Annotated in this window: 20 protein-coding genes; 15 read left to right on the forward strand and 5 right to left on the reverse strand. The window is 55.0% G+C overall.

Annotated elements, in window-relative coordinates:
* The first annotated feature begins 231 nt into the window (after positions 1 to 231).
* The 8 genes from ABLQ08_RS19860 to ABLQ08_RS19895 all read left to right on the forward strand — a co-directional run bounded on the left by ABLQ08_RS19860 (position 232) and on the right by ABLQ08_RS19895 (position 6,918).
* Entirely contained in the window at positions 232 to 2,619 is a 2,388-nt protein-coding gene (locus ABLQ08_RS19860; protein ID WP_352945467.1) for a putative monovalent cation/H+ antiporter subunit A, read from the forward strand.
* Entirely contained in the window at positions 2,619 to 3,038 is a 420-nt protein-coding gene (locus ABLQ08_RS19865) for a Na(+)/H(+) antiporter subunit B (RefSeq protein WP_352945469.1), read from the forward strand. Before ABLQ08_RS19860 ends, ABLQ08_RS19865 begins: the two co-directional genes overlap by 1 nt.
* Positions 3,038 to 3,415: a Na+/H+ antiporter subunit C gene (locus ABLQ08_RS19870; protein ID WP_352945471.1), complete on the forward strand. Its 378-nt coding sequence runs from the start codon at positions 3,038 to 3,040 to the stop codon at positions 3,413 to 3,415. Before ABLQ08_RS19865 ends, ABLQ08_RS19870 begins: the two co-directional genes overlap by 1 nt.
* Positions 3,416 to 3,420: 5 nt before the next feature.
* Complete coding sequence (locus ABLQ08_RS19875) at positions 3,421 to 5,013, forward strand: Na+/H+ antiporter subunit D (RefSeq protein ID WP_352945473.1); 1,593 nt, start codon at positions 3,421 to 3,423, stop codon at positions 5,011 to 5,013.
* Positions 5,010 to 5,486: a Na+/H+ antiporter subunit E gene (locus ABLQ08_RS19880; RefSeq protein ID WP_352945475.1), complete on the forward strand. Its 477-nt coding sequence runs from the start codon at positions 5,010 to 5,012 to the stop codon at positions 5,484 to 5,486. Before ABLQ08_RS19875 ends, ABLQ08_RS19880 begins: the two co-directional genes overlap by 4 nt.
* On the forward strand, positions 5,483 to 5,839 hold the full coding sequence (locus tag ABLQ08_RS19885; RefSeq protein ID WP_352945477.1) for a cation:proton antiporter: 357 nt from the start codon (positions 5,483 to 5,485) through the stop codon (positions 5,837 to 5,839). Before ABLQ08_RS19880 ends, ABLQ08_RS19885 begins: the two co-directional genes overlap by 4 nt.
* Entirely contained in the window at positions 5,836 to 6,180 is a 345-nt protein-coding gene (gene mnhG / locus ABLQ08_RS19890) for a monovalent cation/H(+) antiporter subunit G (RefSeq protein WP_352945478.1), read from the forward strand. Before ABLQ08_RS19885 ends, mnhG begins: the two co-directional genes overlap by 4 nt.
* Before the next feature lie 321 nt (positions 6,181 to 6,501).
* Positions 6,502 to 6,918, forward strand: a complete 417-nt coding sequence (locus ABLQ08_RS19895; protein ID WP_352945480.1) for a MucR family transcriptional regulator — start codon at positions 6,502 to 6,504, stop codon at positions 6,916 to 6,918.
* A 135-nt stretch (positions 6,919 to 7,053) separates the two neighbouring features.
* Here ABLQ08_RS19895 and ABLQ08_RS19900 read toward each other — a convergent pair whose 3' ends face one another.
* Positions 7,054 to 7,671: a TetR/AcrR family transcriptional regulator gene (locus tag ABLQ08_RS19900; RefSeq protein ID WP_352945482.1), complete on the reverse strand. Its 618-nt coding sequence runs from the start codon at positions 7,669 to 7,671 to the stop codon at positions 7,054 to 7,056.
* Complete coding sequence (locus ABLQ08_RS19905; protein ID WP_352945484.1) at positions 7,649 to 9,118, reverse strand: amidase; 1,470 nt, start codon at positions 9,116 to 9,118, stop codon at positions 7,649 to 7,651. Before ABLQ08_RS19905 ends, ABLQ08_RS19900 begins: the two co-directional genes overlap by 23 nt.
* 341 nt (positions 9,119 to 9,459) lie before the next feature.
* Here ABLQ08_RS19905 and ABLQ08_RS19910 point away from each other — a divergent pair, with 341 nt between their 5' ends.
* The 3 genes from ABLQ08_RS19910 to ABLQ08_RS19920 all read left to right on the forward strand — a co-directional run bounded on the left by ABLQ08_RS19910 (position 9,460) and on the right by ABLQ08_RS19920 (position 11,893).
* Positions 9,460 to 10,014 carry a TetR/AcrR family transcriptional regulator gene (locus ABLQ08_RS19910; protein ID WP_352945486.1) on the forward strand — a complete coding sequence of 185 codons (555 nt, stop codon included), beginning with the start codon at positions 9,460 to 9,462 and terminating at the stop codon, positions 10,012 to 10,014.
* Positions 10,015 to 10,305: 291 nt separating this feature from the next.
* Positions 10,306 to 10,908 carry a short chain dehydrogenase gene (locus ABLQ08_RS19915; protein ID WP_352945488.1) on the forward strand — a complete coding sequence of 201 codons (603 nt, stop codon included), beginning with the start codon at positions 10,306 to 10,308 and terminating at the stop codon, positions 10,906 to 10,908.
* A gap of 16 nt (positions 10,909 to 10,924) precedes the next feature.
* A complete protein-coding gene (locus ABLQ08_RS19920) occupies positions 10,925 to 11,893 on the forward strand; it encodes a haloalkane dehalogenase (RefSeq protein ID WP_352945490.1) in 969 nt (322 codons plus the stop codon).
* A gap of 117 nt (positions 11,894 to 12,010) precedes the next feature.
* On the opposite strand, the gene ABLQ08_RS19925 is transcribed toward ABLQ08_RS19920, so the two are convergent.
* Positions 12,011 to 12,442 (reverse strand): SufE family protein, encoded by a 432-nt coding sequence (locus tag ABLQ08_RS19925; RefSeq protein ID WP_352945492.1) that lies wholly within the window; start codon positions 12,440 to 12,442, stop codon positions 12,011 to 12,013.
* A gap of 291 nt (positions 12,443 to 12,733) precedes the next feature.
* Entirely contained in the window at positions 12,734 to 13,171 is a 438-nt protein-coding gene (locus ABLQ08_RS19930; RefSeq protein WP_352945494.1) for a DUF5330 domain-containing protein, read from the reverse strand.
* A gap of 386 nt (positions 13,172 to 13,557) precedes the next feature.
* Here ABLQ08_RS19930 and ABLQ08_RS19935 point away from each other — a divergent pair, with 386 nt between their 5' ends.
* The 3 genes from ABLQ08_RS19935 (at position 13,558) to ABLQ08_RS19945 (ending at position 16,442) form a co-directional block, all read left to right on the forward strand.
* Positions 13,558 to 15,213, forward strand: a complete 1,656-nt coding sequence (locus ABLQ08_RS19935) for a hypothetical protein (RefSeq protein ID WP_352945495.1) — start codon at positions 13,558 to 13,560, stop codon at positions 15,211 to 15,213.
* An 8-nt stretch (positions 15,214 to 15,221) separates the two neighbouring features.
* Positions 15,222 to 15,974, forward strand: coding sequence for a peptidoglycan-binding domain-containing protein (locus tag ABLQ08_RS19940; RefSeq protein WP_352945497.1), 753 nt, complete (start codon positions 15,222 to 15,224; stop codon positions 15,972 to 15,974).
* A 93-nt stretch (positions 15,975 to 16,067) separates the two neighbouring features.
* A complete protein-coding gene (locus ABLQ08_RS19945; RefSeq protein WP_352945499.1) occupies positions 16,068 to 16,442 on the forward strand; it encodes a DUF1491 family protein in 375 nt (124 codons plus the stop codon).
* Here ABLQ08_RS19945 and ABLQ08_RS19950 read toward each other — a convergent pair.
* A complete protein-coding gene (locus tag ABLQ08_RS19950) occupies positions 16,439 to 17,497 on the reverse strand; it encodes a DUF2336 domain-containing protein (RefSeq protein WP_352945501.1) in 1,059 nt (352 codons plus the stop codon). The two genes, ABLQ08_RS19945 and ABLQ08_RS19950, sit on opposite strands and share 4 nt — an antisense overlap.
* A gap of 409 nt (positions 17,498 to 17,906) precedes the next feature.
* Here ABLQ08_RS19950 and ABLQ08_RS19955 point away from each other — a divergent pair, with 409 nt between their 5' ends.
* The gene (locus ABLQ08_RS19955) at positions 17,907 to 18,911 is read left to right on the forward strand and encodes a hypothetical protein (protein ID WP_352945503.1); all 1,005 of its coding nucleotides are present in this window, start codon (positions 17,907 to 17,909) and stop codon (positions 18,909 to 18,911) included.
* Positions 18,912 to 18,977: the final 66 nt, after the last annotated feature.

The following is an 18,977-nucleotide window of genomic DNA, read 5'->3' on the forward strand; positions in this document are numbered from 1 at the left end:
AAGGGCATCAGTCCGGCTGTTTCCAGCCTTTACGCAGAGGCTTGCGAATACGACCGATCTGGGGCGGGAAGCCTTAAAAAGGTCGAAAATCGACCGAGAATGCTTGAAGACGAGAATACACACACCTAAGACATGTCATAAATCTTGCGGACCGCTATTATTCGGGAATCAAATGTTGATTCGAGCGGATTGACGCCTGCCGTTTCTTGCCAAACGTGACGAAAGATCAGAATGACGCCAGCAGTGATCGACGACACCACTCTATACGCCGTTCTGGCACCCTTCGCGGCTGCTGTGGTTGCTCCTATCTTGACCCGCTGGTTCAAGCACAATGCTGCTTGGCCGCTTGCGCTGGTACCTGGTCTGATTTTCCTGCATTTCGTTGGTTTCATCGGGCCGGTCTCCGAAGGGCAAAGCTTTGTTGCGGCCAAAGCGTGGGCTCCAAGCTACGGGATCAACTTTTCGGTTTACGTGGACGGTCTTTCGACGCTTTTCGCGTTGCTCATTTCCGGCATCGGAACCTTCATCATTCTATATGCAGGCGGTTACCTTAAAGGGCATCCGCAACAAGGGCGGTTCTTTTCGTTCCTGTTCATGTTCATGGGGGCGATGCTGGGCCTCGTGCTTGGCAACAACCTGATCTCGCTGTTCATTTTCTGGGAGCTGACATCGATCACGTCGTTCCTGTTGATCGGGTTCGATCATTTGCGAGCAGCCTCAAGACGCGCTGCGATCCAGGCACTGGTTGTCACTGGTGGCGGCGGACTCGCGCTTCTGGCCGGATTTATCCTGATCATCATCACAACAGGTGAGATCGAGATGTCGGTGCTGCTCGGTTCGCCCGACATCATCAAGAACACCGGGTTTTATCTACCGATCTTTATCCTTGTGCTCGGCGGAGCCTTTACCAAGTCGGCCCAGTTTCCGTTTCACTTCTGGTTGCCAAACGCCATGGAGGCGCCGACACCCGTTTCGGCCTATCTGCACTCAGCGACCATGGTCAAGGCAGGCGTCTACATGCTGATGCGCATGCATCCGTTGCTGGGAGGCACCGAGCTTTGGACAACGGTCCTGCCGCTGTTTGGCGGATTGACCCTGCTGGTTGGAACTTTGCTGGCGATCCGCCAGACCGACCTGAAGCTGATGCTGGCGTATACGACCGTCGCCTCGCTCGGGTTGCTGGTCATGCTGACGGGAACCAGTCACGAAAAGGCTCTGGAAGGGGCCGTTCTATATCTGTTGGCGCATTCGCTCTTCAAGGGTTCGCTCTTCATGGTCGCCGGCACGATTGATCACGAAGCCGGAACCAGAGACATCACCAAGCTGGGTGGTCTTCGTTCAGTAATGCCGGTCACGTTCGTCGCAGCCTGTCTCGCGTCATTGTCGATGGCAGGATTGCCACCGTTTATCGGCTTCATTGCCAAGGAAGTTCTTTATTATGGCACGTGGGGCTGGCTTGAAATTTACGGTCTACCCATGACCATCACAGCGGTCGTCGGCAACGCCTTGATGCTGGTGATCGCAGCGGCGGTTACCATCAAACCGTTCTTCGGCCCGAAAGTTGAAACACCCAAACACGCCCATGAAGGACCTGTGCTGCTGTTCGCCGGGCCGGTGTTCCTTTCCTTTGCTGGTCTGATCCTTGCGGTTGTCGCTCATACGACCGGTGTTCTCTTTGTCGGGCCAACGCTGTCTTCGCTGACCGGGGTCTTCACTGAAGTCGATGTTCATCTATGGCCGACCAAGATCAATGCTCCGCTGATCCTGTCCCTGATCACGATCGGGTTCGGAATTGCGCTGTTCACGCAGATCGACAAGTTGCGGAGCGCGATGGCTACGACCTTGACGGCGATCGGCTGGGGACCGGACAAGGGCTTCGACCAGTTCGTTGCAGGGATCGTGAGATTTTCGAGCTGGTTCACGCGGATCGTTCAGACCGGCAAGATGCAGACCTACATGCTGCTGACCTTCGTATTCACAGCCATTGCCATCCTTTTGCCCGGTTTTCTGGTCGACAGTTTCCCGGCGATGCCGCGGCTGCCCGACTATCGTTTTTATGAATGGGGCATCTTCCTGATAGCTGTCCTGGGGCTAATCGCAGTTCTGATCGCCAAGACGCGCCTGACCGCTATCGTCTCGCTGGGTATCCAGGGGTTTGCGGTTGCGCTGATCTTCATGATGTTCGGTGCACCGGATCTTTCCTTCACTCAGTTCATGGTCGAAACGTTGTCAGTGGTGATTCTGGCGCTTGTCATGACGCGGCTTAACCTTTCGCCGCGCGATCATCGCTCAGCGCCGGACATCGTGCTGACAGGTGTTGTCGCGGTCGCGGTCGGCCTTGGGCTGACGCTGACCCTGCTGGCGGTGACGCAGCAGCCGTTTGACAGCCGTCTGTCCGACTTCTTCACCCAGTTCAGCCGCTCGATTGCCCACGGACGCAACATCGTCAACGTCATTCTCGTTGACTTCCGTGGCTTTGATACGCTTGGCGAGATAGCAGTGGTGGTTCTGGCAGGCTTGTGTGTTCTGGCCCTGATCCGGGTCAGGACCAAGCCGGACGATACCGAAGTCGCGCCGCCAAGCGAGATCGTTCAAACCAAAAGCGCGGAGGTTCGCTGATGCGTACAGTCATTTTCCGCACAATCGCGCCATATCTGGCTGCGCTGATGGTGCTGTTTTCCATCTTCGTGCTGTTGCGCGGGCACAATGAACCCGGCGGAGGCTTCATCGGCGGGCTGATCGCAGCCTCTGCCCTGGCGATATTCGGTATTGCCTGTGGTGTTGCTTCTGTCCGGCGAGCCATCGTGTTTCACCCGATGAGCATTTCCGGGTTCGGCCTCTTCATCGGAGCGCTGGCGGGGACACTGTCGTTCTTTCAGAACCAGCCGTTCATGACCAGCCAATGGCTGATTTTCGATCTCTTCGATGTGGAGATACCCCTGTCCACTCCGCTGGTATTCGACATAGGCGTTTATCTTGTTGTGGTCGGTGCCATCAGTTCGATCGCGCTTTCTCTTGAAGAAAGGGAGACAGACTGATGGAAACCGGTGTTGCCATTCTCATCGGCCTGTTTTTCTCGGTCGCCGTATACCTGATGTTGTCCAGACATCTCGTGCGTATTCTGCTCGGCATTGCGATCCTTGGTAATGCGGTCAATATGCTGATCTTCACCAACGGCCGCCTGACCCGGGAAGTGCCTCCGCTCATTCCTGCGCATCTCTATGTTCCGGAGACCGCGACGGCCAATCCGCTGCCTCAGGCTCTGGTTCTGACGGCAATCGTAATTTCATTTTCCTTCTTTGCCTTCCTTCTGGTCCTGGCTTTCAGGGCTTATCAGGAGCTCGGTACAGACGAAGTGAACAGAATGCGTGTTGCAGAACCTGAACACGACCAAACTCCGCCGCAAGGGTATTAAGCTTTATGGCCGGTTCTTCCGTTTCCGTTGATCTTGCCGAAGCCATGGCAACCGCGCCGGTCGCGGCTGGCGACTGGCTCGTTGTGGCTCCGTCGCTGATAACAATGCTTGGCGGCTCTCTGACCTTGATGCTGCGCAAGAACACCGATCTGCAGCCAAAGATCGGAATGGTATTTCTTGGTGCGCTCGTGCTGGCGAGCCTGGCATTGCTGATCCGCGTGCTGGATCACGGGGTGATCACCATGGTCATGGGAGGGTGGTTGCCGCCCTTCGGTATTGCCATTACTGCAGACGCGCTGGGCGCAACGCTTACCCTTATCGGGTCCATCGTTGCATTCTGTGCCGGCCTGTTCGCGATGGCGACCGTGGACAGCTCGGGCCGCCGGTACGGATTTTATCCGTTCCTGCTGTTGTTGATGACAGGTGTCTGCGGCGCATTTCTCACCGGCGATGTCTTCAACCTCTATGTCTGGTTCGAAGTACTGCTGATATCTTCCTATGGCCTTCTGGTACTCGGCAACGACCGGATCCAGTTGGACGGGGCAGTCAAGTATGGTGTGCTCAATCTCGTCGGCACCAATTTGTTCCTGATTGCGACCGGCTTGCTTTACGGCATATTCGGCACACTCAACATGGCAGACATTGCCATGAAGGTTGCCGCGCTCGAAAATCCGGCGTCCGGCACGCTGGCTACCGTTGCCGCACTCTACTTCCTGGCATTTGCCATGAAGGCAGCCGCGTTTCCGGTTAATTTCTGGCTTCCGGCCTCCTATCACACGCCGAATGTCGTGGTGTCTGCGGTCTTCGCAGGGTTGCTGACCAAGGTCGGTGTTTATGCGCTTATCCGCATCTTCGTCCTGATACTGCCAAAGTCGCTGGAGTATATGGCCGATGTGATCAGCCTCGTAGCGATCGTTACCCTCCTGACCGGTGCACTTGGCGCACTCGCGCAAACCGAGATACGGCGCATGCTCGGATATCTCGTGATTGCAGGGATTGGGGCAATGCTGGCTGGTGTGTCGGTTGGAACGACGCTTGCGATTTCCGGAGCGATTTTTTACGCCGTCCACTCCATTATCGTTATGACTGCACTCTATATGGCCGCAGGCATCATGAACATGATGGGCGGGTCGTACGATCTGAGGAAGCAGGGTGGCCTCTATCAGCAGAACGTTGCGTTCGCTGGGGTTTTCCTGGTGCTTGGGTTTGCCGTTTCGGGTCTGCCGCCATTTTCCGGTTTCTGGCCAAAGATCATTCTGGTCGATGCGGCGTTTCAAGCAGATCGAGCGTGGCTTGCCGCTGCTATTCTGGTCAGCGGTTTCCTGACGACACTCGCCATGGGGCGTGTCTGGATTTATGCATTCTGGCGCGGCGGTCCGGAAGGCACGCCCGACGGACAGTCAGTTGCAATCGTAGCACCAGCATCTGCCGCGCAGCTGACAGGTGGTGCCGTGTGGCTACCGCTCGGAATTCTCACGGCACTTGTCATCTACTTCGGCCTGCAGCCGGAATGGATGATTGAACTTTCAACGCAAGGAGCAGGCGGGGTTGTCGAACCGCTGGGCTATCTGCGATCGGTCTTTGGAGAGCAGGGATGACTAGTCTCTTCCTCATCAACATTCTCATGGCGCTCGCCTGGGGCGCGGTCACCGGCAGCTTTTCCGAGATCAACCTGGCTTTCGGGTTCGTCCTCGGTTTCGGTGCACTCTATCTGATCAGAGAACAGGTAGGCACTGCGGCATATTTTGACCGGATCAGAAAGGCCATCGGTCTTGCTCTGCTCTTTGTTTACGAGCTGGTGTTGTCCGCCTGGCGCGTTGCGATGATTGTTCTGAGGCCGAAAATCGAGCTGCAACCGGGAATTATTGCCTTTCCTCTCACGGTCGACCGGGACTTTGAAATCGCGATGCTCGCCAATCTGATCACCCTGACCCCGGGAACGCTTTCCGTCGACGTGTCGGAAGACCGGAAAACGCTGTATGTGCATTGCATCGACGTCCCGGATCCACAGGCGACGATCGACGACATCAAGAATGGATTTGAGCGCAAGATCCTGGAGGTGTTCAGATGAACTCGTTTGAAACCTTCGCTTCGCAGTTTCTCGATGTATCGGTCAATATTGCGCTCGGTATTCTGACGGTTTCCTTCCTTCTCATCGTATTCAGAACGGTGAGGGGACCGAGCCTTCCCGATCGAGTCGTTGCGCTGGATATGCTTGTTGCAGTCGGTATCGGATTTATCGCCGCAATCGGTGTCAAGACCGAGTTCTATCTTTACATTGATATCGCGATCACACTCGGATTGATCGGGTTTCTGGCAACTGTGGCATTCGCACGCTTTGTCCTGAACCGGGGCGTTGCGGGGGACGAGACGATCATGGAAGAGGTCGAAGAAAGCATCGAACGCAGGGAGGCAGGAAAATGATTGCCATCGTCGAGATTGTCATCGGCCTTATGCTTGTGGTTGGTGCCCTGTTTGCACTGGCTGCGTCGATAGGGCTACTGCGGCTGAAGGATGTCTATATGCGTATGCATGCAGCTTCCAAAGCCGGCACGCTCGGCTCAGGTGTGATGCTTCTGGCACTGGCCGTGCATGCGGGAGATCTGTCCATTGTGACACGCGCGCTTGCAGGAGTTGTGTTCTTCTTGCTGACAGCCCCAATTTCGGCTCATTTGTTGGCAAAAGCTGCTTACGCTGCAGGATACCGTCCGTGCGCCGACACGAAAGTGGACGCTTTGGCGGAGACAGTTCGTCCGAAAAGCTAGGAATTGCTGACATTCAGCTACGCAACAAGAGTAGTTTGAAGCTGTGTTTATACTATCGGACCATTGTCAATTGCAGTTCGTGCGAAATAGTCAATATTTATAGAATTTGATTTTTATTGCTGTTTAGTGATTTTTATTTGAATTCTGGGGTTGTCTGATCACGGAACCGCCTATATAAGGCGGTGAAGACCACCTGCAAAGTAGAATCAATTTTGATTTCTAATTCCGCAAGTAACGAATTTCCATTAAGCGCTTTCGGAACTCGCCTATTGCAGGTTAAAACCGCAGTTAATTTTGAATTCAGTAGAGAACGGGTGAAATATGACTGACAATCCGGTGGATGCAAATCTGATTGATCTTACGGCTGACATCGTCTCAGCTTATGTGAGCAACAACACTGTTGCATCAACAGATCTGCCGAGCCTGATCAACGAAGTACACAGTGCATTGCAGCGTACTGCAACGGCTTCAAACGAGCCAGAGCCGGAGCCGCTGAAGCCTGCTGTTCCGGTCAAGAAGTCGGTCATGCCGGACTACATCATCTGCTTGGAAGACGGCAAGAAGTTCAAGTCGCTCAAGCGTCACTTGCGTACCCATTACAACATGACACCGGAAGAGTACCGGGAGAAGTGGGACCTTGGTGCGGATTACCCGATGGTCGCGCCGAACTACGCTGCTGCACGTTCCGAGCTTGCCAAGAAGATGGGTCTTGGTCAGCAGCGCAAGCGCTCCAAGTAAGATCCGGACGGATCCAGTTTTGAAATTAAGAGAGCTGCCGATGGCAGCTCTTTTTTGTTTGAAAACACCGCCGATGAGCTTCCTTTCTGAATGCGCAGGCCGTCAGGTCTTTTCACAAGATAACTCCACGCAGGTTCACGTCTTCTCCTTCAGGAGTGCCTCCAAGCCAGCAAGCTGGTAGCGCCAGAAGAGGGCAAACGCGTTTTGCGTTGAATGGGCATCTTCATACTCGGTGAGAATATCAGCGATTGTTTCGACAGTCCTTGCAAAGAGCTTACCGAGAATGAACTGCATGTGCGGGTTGGAGTGGGGTGTGGTGTCCTGCCGGTGGAGAAAAGCCGTCGCCAATCGTTCCATTTCATTGATAACGAGGCTTCGAATATGGGCATATCGCGTGCCCTTGGCGCCTTGCAGGAGAATGAGAACGACCAGCCTGTTTTCGACACAGAAATCCAGGAACGCACGGGCATGTTCAGACCCTTGCGCATCTGCGTCCGGCCAATGTTCAATCCGGCCAAGTTCTCTGATGCGGGCACGCAGCAGTCTCAGGAATTGAGCTGCCAGTGCCGGGCTGACAACAGCGTTGAACAGTTCTTCCTTGTTTTCATAATACTTGTATATGTTGCTGGTTGCCGTGGCGGCTCGTTGGGCCACTTCAATCAGCTTTGCTTCCCTGTAGCCATGTTCTGCAAAAACGTCTGCAGCGGCTGCAAGGATACGTTCCCTTACTTCAGATTTCAGGCGTTGCGGCATGAAGCTTTTCCGTGAGCGCGTTCAGGCGTGGCATCCACGGTTGGGCCTGTTCGAGCCGGAATGCAAGTGAGAAAAGCAATGAGTCCTGGTTATGCGCAGCGGTGAAGTGACACCCGATCGGTAAACCGTCTTCAGTCCAGTGAAGGGGCACCGACATGGCTGGCCAACCTGCGAGTGAAGAGACGAAAGTGTAGCCCGCAAGCCTCGCAGTAAATGCGGACAGGATGTTTGCGTCCGCGGTCGGGCCATATAGACCGAGCGGGAAGGCTTGGAAGGGAACTGTCGGGCTGAGAATGATGTCGCATTGCGCTAGCGATTTTTCGACGCTTGCAGCGGCTTTCTCAAGCGCGGATTGAGACCTGGCGATATCCTCCGCGGTCAGACCAATCGCGCGTCCGGCTGTCGTCAGTGTATAGGGCTCCAGAAGATCTTCACTGAAAGCATCGCCCATCATTGTCCGCATTTGAGCGAAAAGACCCGACAATGTAAGTCCGGTTAAGTCGAAAAATGCGTTGACAGTCGGTTCCGTATCGAAACTCGGAGCTTCGATTTCAATTACATCGCAACCGAAGGATTCGCAAAGTTTCGCTGCTTCAAGCAACGCCGCCTCCGCCTCTGGAGTTGGGGATTGGCCCAAACTGTCTTTTCGATAAAATCCTATACGCGGGTATTTCGGCAGGGCGCCTTGCAATACTTTCACACCCGGTAATCTGTCCTGCACCGTCGGGCCTTCGGTTGCACTCAGCCAAAGCGCGCTGTCGCGTACAGAGCGGCTGACGCAATGATCCGCGAGAAGCGCGCTTGTCGGCATTTCGGGCGGTATCCCGTTTGACTGTGTTCTGCCGCGACTAGGTTTGAATCCGAACAAGCCGCAAAAGGAAGCAGGGCCGCGGATCGATCCGCCGCCGTCTGTGGCATGGGCTATCGGTACCATGCCGGAGGCAACGGCAGCCACGGCACCGCCGGAAGAGCCTCCCGGCGAGCGGGAAAGGTCCCAGGGGTTCGAAGTCGCACCCTTGGCGAGCGTTTCGGTCGTTCCCAGAAGACCAAATTCCGAAACCGTGCTTTTGCCCAGGACAACAAGCCCACTTCCGTCGATCGCTTCGGCATAGTCCGAGCTGGAGAGCGCCGGAGCCCCGTCAAGCAATCGAGATCCGAATCCTGCCGCATGACCGGGGTAGGGGAGCAGATCCTTGACCAGCGTGGGCACTCCCGAGAACGGTTCAACCCCTTTGATCGACTGAGCGCGCTGTCGGGCAAAGTCATAGTTGACGGAAGCTATTGCGTTGATCCTGGGATTGAGCATTTCGATCCGTTCGATCGCGGCATCCATCAATTCAAGACTGCTTGCTTCACCGCTTCTGACCAACTCTGCCTGTGCCGTTGCATCCATGAGTGCGAAATCGTCCGGGCTCGATGTGGTGCCGGTTGTCTGCGGATGGTCCATGGAAAATCTCCAATAGATGAAAAGAGAATTATTGATTCTCTTTTAGCACATGAAAGCTGCGGCGGAAAGAGGCGGTGGCTTGTCACGGAATTTGCGAGCTTCAGGACGTTGTTTCTAGTGAAACTGGAACCGGAGAATTCCGGGAAGGAATTCGGATTTTTGTCGGGCCGGAGTTTGCATGCCGCGGTCAAGTGCCTGTTTCGCCGTCAGAACGTCGTCAAAGATTGAGTGGAGAAGAGGAAGGCAAAACCTGTCTTCCTCATCTGGTTGAAGAAATATGAACCTTGATCTTGAATTCTGACTTACGCATAAGTAAGTATGACGTTATGAAAGACGAGATCATGAAGATCGCGGAAGACCAGCTTCTGCGCGGCGGGTATGCGCGCTTGAATTTTGGCACCATCGCCAAGGTGCTGGAGACGACGCGTGCCAACCTGCACTATCATTTCGGCAACAAGGAAACATTGGCGATCGAGGTCATCCGGGAGTTCAGCCTGCGGCAGATTGCTGGGCTGAAAGCCCTGCACCAGGCGTACAGGCACGACTTCCACGGGTTCATTGCGGCCCTTGATGCATCTTTCTGGCCTGAGAATCCGTCGGACGATCAGGCGCTGAACACCTGCACCATGCTTGCTCTCGACACGGACCTGCCCGAAGAGGTGCGGGACATGTCATACAACTTCTATCAGCAAGCCGAAGAGATCATTCTTGCTGCGATCTCGGAAGCCGTTGCGGACGGAGAAGTGAGGCAGGACATCGATCCGAAACGTGAAACGGTTCGCGCGCACGTGATGATGATGGGACTCATGACGAGTATCCAGCACGTGTCGGACAAGGATGTTGCCAGATCTCAAATGTCCGGACTGCTGGTGGAATGGGCGGAGGGACTTCGTTGACGCGTCTCGATTTCGAATTTGCCTTACTTTCATGTAAGGAAGCCACTTGCTTCTAACCTTTCGCGCGGGGTCTGCCAAAGTGGGGAGCGACTGTTCCCGATTTGAAGAAGGGATACATCGACGCGGCAGGAAGTCGACTGCATTGATGCTGATGACCAACGCATAACCCAGACAATTCAACGACATCATTAAAGGGCGGAGCAATCTGCGATTTCTTCGCCCGCCACGGTCATCCGAAATCAAGTCATAAACTTATACTTACTTTCATGTAAGTAAGAAAAAGAGAGAAAGATGAAGATACTCGTAGTGGGTGCCTCGGGCACCATTGGTTCAGCGGTCCGCACCGCCTTGGAAGGACAGCATGAAGTCATCACAGCAAATCGACGTTCTGGAGACACAATTGTTGATCTCGCCGAACCTGGGTCAATTCACGCGTTGTTTGAAAAGGCAGGGTCGTTGAACGCGATCATCTCAACCGCTGGCAATAGCGTCGCTGCTCCGCTGGACCGACTGACCGATGCGGAATTTTTCAATGCCGCCAATGTGCAGATGCTCGGACAAGCCAATCTTGTGCGGATCGGCTGCAGGTTTCTCTCAGACGGCGGTTCCGTCACCCTTACGACCGGACCGGCGGCACACACCGACTTTCCAGGAGCAAGTGCAATTGCAATGGCGTGTGCCGGCGTCGAACGCTTTGTGCGGGCTGCAACGACCGAATTGCCGGATACGATCCGGGTTAACGCTGTCTCGCCAATCTATGTCAAGGAAACCATGGAGAGAATGGGCATGCCGTCGGAGGGTGGCCTTTCTGCTGCCGACACCGCCAGGGCCTATCTGGCTCTTCTTAATAACAACATGCGTGGCCAGGTCGTGTCTGCGGTCGACTTCGCATAACGCACGGGAGAGTGTCATGACTGCAACGAGAACGGTGGATTTCCTGCGCACTCCCGATGAGGCGTTCAAGAACCTCAAGGATTATCCTTTCAAGGCCAACTACATCGATGTCGGTGGGCTGCGTATGCACTATGTCGATGAGGGCCAGGACAATAGTGGAGTGATTTTTCTTCTGCACGGTCAACCCTCATGGAGCTACCTTTATCGGCACATGATCCCTGTACTTGTGCGGGCTGGATATCGGGTCATCGCACCCGACCTGATCGGCTTTGGCAAGTCGGACAAGCCGGTGGCCGACAGTGAAATTTCCTATCGTGCCCAAGTGGCCTGGATGTGCAGTTTCGTTCGTGAACTCGGCATATCAAGCGCCGCCGCTTTCATGCAGGACTGGGGCGGCATGATCGGGCTGCGGGTGCTGGCAGAAAGACCGGGCTGGCTTTCGAAGGTGGTCCTCGCGAACACCGCACTGGCCGACGTCAAGGGACTGGGGCAAGTGATCATGCCGAGGATGCTCAAGGCCATGCGTTTCCTCGCGGGCAGGGCAAGCCTGGATGCCTTGGCTGCAAAACAGAGCTACGGTAACTGGGCTTCCTATTTTCATCATGATCCGTCGCCGGATATCGGCGGGATCATGCAGATCCTGACGGTGCATCGCCTCGAAGAAGAGGTGCTTGAAGCCTATCGTGCTCCGTTTCCGGGTGTCCGGTACATGGCGGCACCACGTGTCATGCCGCAAATTGTCGGCACGGATCTGAGGGAGGGCGTCGCTGCCTGGGAAGCGTTAAGGAAGGCTGATTTGCGGGTTTTGACACTCTTCAGTGACAAGGATCCATTTCTGGCAGACCGAGGAATAGACAAGCAATTTCAGGCGCTGCCGGGCGCTCAGAACCAGCCTCATCAAACCATCTCGAACGCATCTCACTTTCTGCAAGAAGATGCGAAGGCAAGTCTTGCGTACAAGATGATCGACTGGTTGGACGGATAGTCCATTGCTGAGAACCGACATGAAAAAGGTAAGCTGAAAAGCTCACCTTCTCGACCATCAATTCGAGGCTTCCGCCGTGCCGCGAGACGTTACATCCGAGATAACAGGTAGCCGATCTCAGGCCTCGGCAAGAGCTTCCTGCGCATCGCTGCGAATTCGGCCGACCATCGACCTGAGACCGTTGGAACGTTGAGGTGTCAGATGTTCCTGAAGCCCTAGCTTTGCAAACACGCCTTCAACGTCGGTATCCAGGATTTCCTGGGCGGTTTTGCCATTGAACAGCGATGTAACAATTGCCACCAGCCCCTGAACGATCAATGCGTCGCTGTCGCCCTTGAATGTCAGGACCGGTGCGCCATTTGCTCCGGCGCTGATGGACGTGATGAGCCAGACCTGTGACACACATCCGCGTACCTTGTTCGCATCGGTTCGTTCGCTGTCGGAAAGTTCCGGCAATTCCTTGCCGAGATCGATCAGATATTTGTAACGGTCTTCCCAGTCGTCCAGAAAGTCGAACGTTTCGATGATTTCGTTGAAAGTTGTCGTCATGTCACCGGTCTTTGAAGGTCTTTCCGCCTTCATATAGCCTGCGGGCAACAAAGTGCAAATGATGAGCGACCGGATATTACTGGTAAAGACACAAGTGGCTGGAAAAATACGAAAAAGAAAAAACGCCGCAGATGAAACGGGCAGCTGTCCATCTGCGGCGCAACGGAAAACTCCGCTGTAGTAAAGCTGTCTTCGCGATGTTGATCTCGAACACCGCGCCAGCGGGGCGCAATTACCGTTTTCACACTCAGGAGGTCGGTAGGTGCTGAACGGCTTTTTTACTCAGGTTTCTTAGCCTGAGCGTGGCTTGGGCCGAGGCACGGGCCCAAAAACTGTTTCGACAAGAGAAGCCGGTTTGAACACCGGGTTGTAGGAATGCGTGTCAGATGTTGCGACCAAGGTTGCACCCGGCAGGGGCGAAGGCGTGGAGCCTGTAACAAGGACGTCAGGGTCTGACTTTCCAGCAACTTGCGAGTCGAGAAATTCATAAACGATCCGAGCACCGTCGCGCGCCCTGCTGCCAATGACGGACAAGGCATCGCCGCCGGTCTCGCAGGCTTGCGGGTTGCGTTCACAAAAGCTGCCGATGTCGGTAACAGCTGCCTGTGCAGCCAGAAAAGCGGATACGGGATCCACTGCTTCATTTGGTGGGCTTTCCTGTTCCGATCCGAGCGGAATCAGCACCAGCACCAAGGTAAGCCAGAAGGCCGTCCTCAGAAGAAAGAACATGTCGCTACCCATAGTCTGTTCGATTTGCGCGCCATTTGCGTTGCCGGCTCGCTTGTTGTGGGATCAAGCTAGCAGGGACATGAGAATTCCGGGTTGAGTCGGGTGGCGTAATTTTCGTAAAATAAATCAGATATTTAAGTCGAATATTCTCATAAATTGATTCAAATTTTACGCGTCTTCCGCAAGTGGCTGAAATGAAACGGCTTTTAGATTTTTTTCGTAAAATGGATTCATCCTTTATCGTTCCTTAAGTGCTGCGGCGGACAATATCTATCCAAGAGTTGCGAACGGTTTTTTCCGTGATTGTTGTGTGGTAGAGTAGAGTGCGTAACCTTTTGAATTTATTCAATAAAAATTGGCGTAATGGACTGGATCGTGTTGATGCCATGATTCATCCGCACGCTGCTGCCGATCCTTTTTCGGCACCTCTGCACCGTTCTTTCCTGATCAGCTGCTTTGCCAGTGGCACGATAGCCTTGTTTGTGTTGCCGTTGCATCTGGCACTGGGGGGCGCTCCGCATATGGCAACGCTCCTGGTGCTGGCCTGGATGTTGAGCCAATGGCCGCTGGCACTTTACCTGTCGCAGTCGGGGGCGTTGGACCGCGCGATTGGTATGTCCTCGGGGCTCTTTGCCTGCTTTGTTGCTGCGGTCTGCTTTTTGACCGGCGGCAGCAGTTCTTTCGCGCTCCTGTGGCTTCTGATGCCACCCATTGAGGCTGCCTTTGCGACTGATCGACGAATTCCTGCAGGTGTCACTGCACTCTGCGCTGCGCTTCTTGCTGCTGTAACGTTTTTATCGCCAGTGGCCGGTCAGCTGGCTCCGATGTCCGCAGCAACCCAGTTTTGCTCTTCGATTGCAGCGATATTTTACGCAGGAATGATCGCCTACCGCATTTCCAGGGACAGAAATCTCGCGAAAACAGCCGTTTCGGCGTCTGAAGCAAAACGACGCCTGATAAGCCAGAATGTTTCCGAAGTCCTGTGCGAGTTGGATCAGGACGGACAAGTTCACGTCATGGGCGGGGCGGTCAGCAATCTTCTCGGGACGACGCCGACGGGCAGTGAAGACTGGCTGTTTCCACGCTTGCACGTTGCAGACCGGCCTCTCTACCTGACCAAGCTCTCTGAGGCACGGCACAGCGGCGTGTCGTCGGTGTTTTCGGTGCGACTGCGGGTAGGTGCCACAAAGCCGGGAGAAGTTGGCAGTTCCGAACACAGGGAGCTCGAATTCAGTCTTCGGCCTATCAGAGACGCCTCTGGTTCACTGGCAGAAGCTGGCAAATTGCTGCTTGTCATCAAAGCTCAGGATAAAACTAATTCCGGTTCCGGTGCTGCGATACCTGAAAGTCAGGATCCGAGAGTCGCGCAAGTTTCCTGGACGCTCGTTGAGAAGGCGGGAGATGAGGCAAAGAAGAGCCTCAACGAGATTCGCTCAAGCGTTTCGAGGCTTGAGTTTTCCGCTGAATCCCGGGGGAACGCCGTCCGTGACGAGATCCAACATCTGAGATCATCGTGCGATGAGGGATTGTCCGCGATGACCTCTGTCCTGGAAACCGTACCCGGCAGGGCGAAAAACCGGGACACGGATCACAGTACCGTGGAGGTGGGAACCTGCCTTGAGAATTGCAAAAAGCTGTTAGCGCCGGTGGCCATGCAGTCGGGTGTATCGATTGAGATCGATATCGATCGGGACGTGGCAAATCAGAGAGCGGATCGAAAGGTTCTGCGACAATCCTTGTGCTTCATTTTGTCTGACATGATCGAAACAGCCGGAAGCGGAGCGGCAATCCAGTTGTCGGGCGATATCTCTCAAGCCGGGTTGCAGCTGGTAATTTCAGTGAAGAACAGACACTCGAGCCTCAACTGGAACTCAGCGAATTCAGGCCCTGTACTTGAATTCGCCGGTGGAATGCTGGGTCGCATCGGAGGGAGCCTTGCTGTTCACAATTCGCTCGGTCAGGGCGAAAGCGTGATGATGTCCTTGCCGACGAGACCGACTGAACCTGCAGGCGAGTTGCTGACACTCGCGAAAACGGCATAGGTGGCAGAATGGCCAGGACCACCAAAAAGACGAGCCAGGTGAAGACACCCGAAACTTTCATGGCAAAGGCAAGCCACGTTGCGCTGGATAATCCGGTTGCGGCGGGCGGATCCGTGGTCATGGGGCTGACGGCGTGCCTGATTATCGCAAATGCGGTCGGCTTACAGCCAGGGCGGCATCCCGCGCCAATATTCGCGACCCGTGACCGTCCGGACTCGCTGCAACTTCCCGAACCCGATGGGCGTCGTGGCGGACTGCAGATCCAGGAAATCTCTAGCCTGGTTCTGGATCTGCAAATTGCGTTGAGAAGGGCCGGTCTCTATGCCGGACCTCTGGATGGTCTGAATGGACCGGCAACGGAAAGAGCCATTCGTGCTTTCGAACGCCGGGCAGGACAGGTTGAAACAGGCAAGGCTAACGAGGCCCTGCTTGCGCTGGTTCTCCTGCATGGGGACGCACCGCTGGAGGCTCAAATTCCGGTGCCAAGGGCCAAGCCGGGTCTGGCCGGAACTGTGCCTCAGGGCAATGATGTCGCGCAGGGGGGGAATGTTGTAGATGCGGACCCGCAACTCTTGCGCGTTCAAAAAGCTCTTTCGGAACTGGGATACGGCCCGCTTAAGCCGGATGGTGTCATGGGAGGCAATACAACTGCCGCAATCAAGCGATTTGAGCTGGATCGTGGCTTGCCTTTGACCGGTGAACTCGGAACGAAAATGATTGAGCGACTGGAAATGATTAGCGGACGCAAGCTGTCTGGATAATTGCGCGCCAGTTGCCCGTATCGCTGTTCTGACGTAAGTCACGCCGACTAACAGACCGATCACATAGGTTTTCATCTCGGCCCAGGAATACTCATGCGGGTTACATCAGAGTTTTTTGTCAGTGCCATGGTGCGCAAGGTATTTGGAGAAGGCGGTTTTGCTGCCGTCTCCAAAAAGGGCGCTGCAGAAGCAGGTGCTGTCTTTGTCTGCGTGGATCGACTGAATGGTGCCCTGGATCTATATGGTCCCGCACCACAGGCGATGTTCAGCGATCTTCCTCAAGGACGGCTGTTTGAGAAAATCCTGTCAGAGGTTGATCGCGAAGCGCTGAAGCAACGCATGACCAGTGAAGCTCGCATGGACCCCGATTACTGGCTGGTTGAGATTGAAGCCCGCAACGGGGAGGTTGACCTGCCTCTGGCGGATGAGGTCCCCGCGGATCCGGGCAAAGGCATCTTCCGATTCTAGAGCTGAGATCCTTCGGCGCTTTTGTCCGTCCTGTCTGCTGAACCGCTCCCGGTATCTTCCCTGTGTTGTCGCCCCTCCTGATACTGGGGCTGGAAGTGGGAAGATGAATGGTGGGTGTTCTGTTCCTGTAAGATCCACTGACCGACAAGAACTTCAGCGGCTCCCGTGCTGAGTGTCCGGTGGATACGTAGGAGATCACGCAGCTCCGTCAGCGGCAATTGCGATCCGAACAGGCGTATGAGAATTGTGGTCACGTGATGGGCCGACAGACCAAGCGCTTTCAGCGCGATGGTAAGGCCTTCGATCTGATCCCGTTGCAGCAGCAGATCACAGGTTACTTGTGAAAGACCCAGCCCCTGACCAAGAAGGTCGGCAAAACGAGGTCGGTCTTGCAGCAATGCCTGCTCGATGATTGCGTCCTGCAGTCGCAACTGCACTCCGTCCAATCGCCTTCCATCCAATTCACCCGGTGTTTGAGCCTGTTTCACCAGGTTGGTCATTTCTGCCGCCGCAATCGCTTTTGCTTTGAGCTGCTGCGGCAGATGTATGAACTGGCCCATGAGACCGTCCGGATTGAGAGCGTCCTGCCCTGCAAGTTCGAGCCCCAGCGTTGCGACGATGTCGCTTCTGCGGCTGAGTTTGGCTTGCTGGGTTCTTGTCAGCAGAATGTCGTTTCTGTCCAGAAGAATGCGAATGACGGTTGCGCCTGCGTGATCACACAAGGCGCTGATCACCGATTCGCGTAAAGACGGTCTGTTGGCGACTGCTTTTCTTAATGTGTCCGGCCCTGTTTGAGCTATCCGAAGCAGGAGATCCACAGAAAGCCTTGGACTGTATCGAAGCGCCGGATACGCGGTCAGGGCATCTTCGTCTTCTGCCAGGGTTTCCAATAGTTCGTCCGGCATTTCCGGATGAGATACCAAAAGGCTGGCGATCCGGCGCCGGTCGACTGCAGGTGTCGAGGAAAGCAGATTCCGGGCAAGTTCCAGAAAAATCTTTTTATCTTCAACGTCATGCCTGTCTCTACCCGCAAACAGCTCAGTCGCTGCGAGCAATACATTTGCCTCGGTTGGTGTTCCCTTGGAAGAATTTGAAGAAGCCGCTGAAGATGGCCGAGACTGATTGAAGCGTTGGCTTTGGCGCATGACACCCGTCTACAAAATACAAAAGACCGATCGACCGGCAAAACTAGATTGCTTCAAATTGGACCAAAAGCGTTAGCATCCTATTAACCCTGACAGCTTCTTAATGAACCTGCAGGAAGTAATGCGTCGCCCGTTTGACGGTTCCTTGCCGGTAATACGCCGGACCGGGAACTGGAACCGAAGGAGGAGACGATGGGCACCTTGTTGGATTTTGCAACAGCACAGCGGCCCACTGCTCGTGTGGGCCATCGTTCTAACCATCGACGATCAACCAGCCGGGAGACCTCGGGGGAAGTTATCCTCTTCCCAGGTGTCCGCTATGAGCGGCACGACCTTGATCTTGCCGCACGAATCACGACCATCGGAAAAGCAGCTGGACCTGCTGGTTCCGACAAGGACTGACGGTCCAAGCCTTTCCAGCCGCGTCAGCTTTTACCGCAAGCGGTTGGGGAAAAGCCCGATGGGCATTGGCAGAGCAGTTAATCCAGGTCCGGCACCTGAAAAAAGGGAGGGGTGCTGGCGCAGCACGGGAGCAGCCTATGCGGCCTGCTTTCTCCTGGCTGTCACGCTGTCTGCCTGCACCCGTCCGACCGGGGACTTCGATCGTGCAAAACCTTCAGTGATCCATGATCGTTTGATGCCGGCTGCCGGTGACGAAGCTGCGCGGCTGCGCGGAGATCCGGTCTCCAAGTTCAACTACACCGACGACGAAAAGTTGATGCGCAACCGCGGTTGGACACTGATCCGCCCACCTTGGACGAAGGACTGGATCGGGGGAACAATGGTGGAGCTGTCGCGGACACGGGTGCTGCCGGAAACCGAAGGCCGTGTGCCGCCAGATCTCTACCTGATCTTTCTGCGCTCGGACAAATTCCGATCTTCCAATGCCCGTTATGACAAGATTGCGGCAGATGCCAGCGGTGATGCGGAGCTGGTTATGCCGTTTTGTGAGGTGGCGTTGCGGGTAAGAACCGCGGATGATGAGCGGTTGCGCGTCCTGCAGAACACGCCGGTCACCACCGAAGAAACCTACGAAGGCGCCAAAGCGCGTGTTTGGGAAAACCGGGTCATGATCAAGTGGGTTGGTCAGGCACTCCGATACAGGATCATCGCTTATAAGAAGGCGTTGAAAGGACTGGAGATCGAAACGCCCAGTCAGGATCGGGTTTGGAAGGTCAACAATGCCATTCGGGAGCTGGAAGGCCAGGTCAGGCTGGCAGAGGCAAGTTGTGAAACCGGAAGCCGCTACGGACCGGAAAAGCCGGTTCTCAAGTCGAGAATCTATACAGGCTGGAGCACTGAACGCGCTCCTGTGAAGAAGTAATTCACTTCGAGCGCAGCCTCACATGGGTGTGAAATCGCCAATCACACTTTACCGTGTGTTACAAAT

It is taken from the genome of Roseibium sp. SCP14 (assembly GCF_040329475.1).
In the GTDB taxonomy this organism is placed as follows: Bacteria; Pseudomonadota; Alphaproteobacteria; order Rhizobiales; family Stappiaceae; genus Roseibium.

What these genes read in the sequence shown, in the direction of transcription:
- ABLQ08_RS19910 (WP_352945486.1), top strand. Translation starts at nt 9,460, where the DNA reads ATGAAGATCGCGGAAGACCAGCTTCTGCGCGGCGGGTATGCGCGCTTG.
- ABLQ08_RS19870 (WP_352945471.1), top strand. Translation starts at nt 3,038, where the DNA reads ATGGAAACCGGTGTTGCCATTCTCATCGGCCTGTTTTTCTCGGTCGCC.
- ABLQ08_RS19905 (WP_352945484.1), bottom strand. Translation starts at nt 9,118, where the DNA reads ATGGACCATCCGCAGACAACCGGCACCACATCGAGCCCGGACGATTTC.
- ABLQ08_RS19935 (WP_352945495.1), top strand. Translation starts at nt 13,558, where the DNA reads ATGATTCATCCGCACGCTGCTGCCGATCCTTTTTCGGCACCTCTGCAC.
- ABLQ08_RS19865 (WP_352945469.1), top strand. Translation starts at nt 2,619, where the DNA reads ATGCGTACAGTCATTTTCCGCACAATCGCGCCATATCTGGCTGCGCTG.
- ABLQ08_RS19900 (WP_352945482.1), bottom strand. Translation starts at nt 7,671, where the DNA reads ATGCCGCAACGCCTGAAATCTGAAGTAAGGGAACGTATCCTTGCAGCC.
- ABLQ08_RS19945 (WP_352945499.1), top strand. Translation starts at nt 16,068, where the DNA reads ATGCGGGTTACATCAGAGTTTTTTGTCAGTGCCATGGTGCGCAAGGTA.
- ABLQ08_RS19940 (WP_352945497.1), top strand. Translation starts at nt 15,222, where the DNA reads ATGGCCAGGACCACCAAAAAGACGAGCCAGGTGAAGACACCCGAAACT.
- ABLQ08_RS19920 (WP_352945490.1), top strand. Translation starts at nt 10,925, where the DNA reads ATGACTGCAACGAGAACGGTGGATTTCCTGCGCACTCCCGATGAGGCG.
- ABLQ08_RS19895 (WP_352945480.1), top strand. Translation starts at nt 6,502, where the DNA reads ATGACTGACAATCCGGTGGATGCAAATCTGATTGATCTTACGGCTGAC.
- ABLQ08_RS19925 (WP_352945492.1), bottom strand. Translation starts at nt 12,442, where the DNA reads ATGACGACAACTTTCAACGAAATCATCGAAACGTTCGACTTTCTGGAC.
- ABLQ08_RS19930 (WP_352945494.1), bottom strand. Translation starts at nt 13,171, where the DNA reads ATGTTCTTTCTTCTGAGGACGGCCTTCTGGCTTACCTTGGTGCTGGTG.
- ABLQ08_RS19955 (WP_352945503.1), top strand. Translation starts at nt 17,907, where the DNA reads ATGAGCGGCACGACCTTGATCTTGCCGCACGAATCACGACCATCGGAA.
- ABLQ08_RS19885 (WP_352945477.1), top strand. Translation starts at nt 5,483, where the DNA reads ATGAACTCGTTTGAAACCTTCGCTTCGCAGTTTCTCGATGTATCGGTC.
- ABLQ08_RS19860 (WP_352945467.1), top strand. Translation starts at nt 232, where the DNA reads ATGACGCCAGCAGTGATCGACGACACCACTCTATACGCCGTTCTGGCA.
- mnhG (WP_352945478.1), top strand. Translation starts at nt 5,836, where the DNA reads ATGATTGCCATCGTCGAGATTGTCATCGGCCTTATGCTTGTGGTTGGT.
- ABLQ08_RS19915 (WP_352945488.1), top strand. Translation starts at nt 10,306, where the DNA reads ATGAAGATACTCGTAGTGGGTGCCTCGGGCACCATTGGTTCAGCGGTC.
- ABLQ08_RS19880 (WP_352945475.1), top strand. Translation starts at nt 5,010, where the DNA reads ATGACTAGTCTCTTCCTCATCAACATTCTCATGGCGCTCGCCTGGGGC.
- ABLQ08_RS19875 (WP_352945473.1), top strand. Translation starts at nt 3,421, where the DNA reads ATGGCCGGTTCTTCCGTTTCCGTTGATCTTGCCGAAGCCATGGCAACC.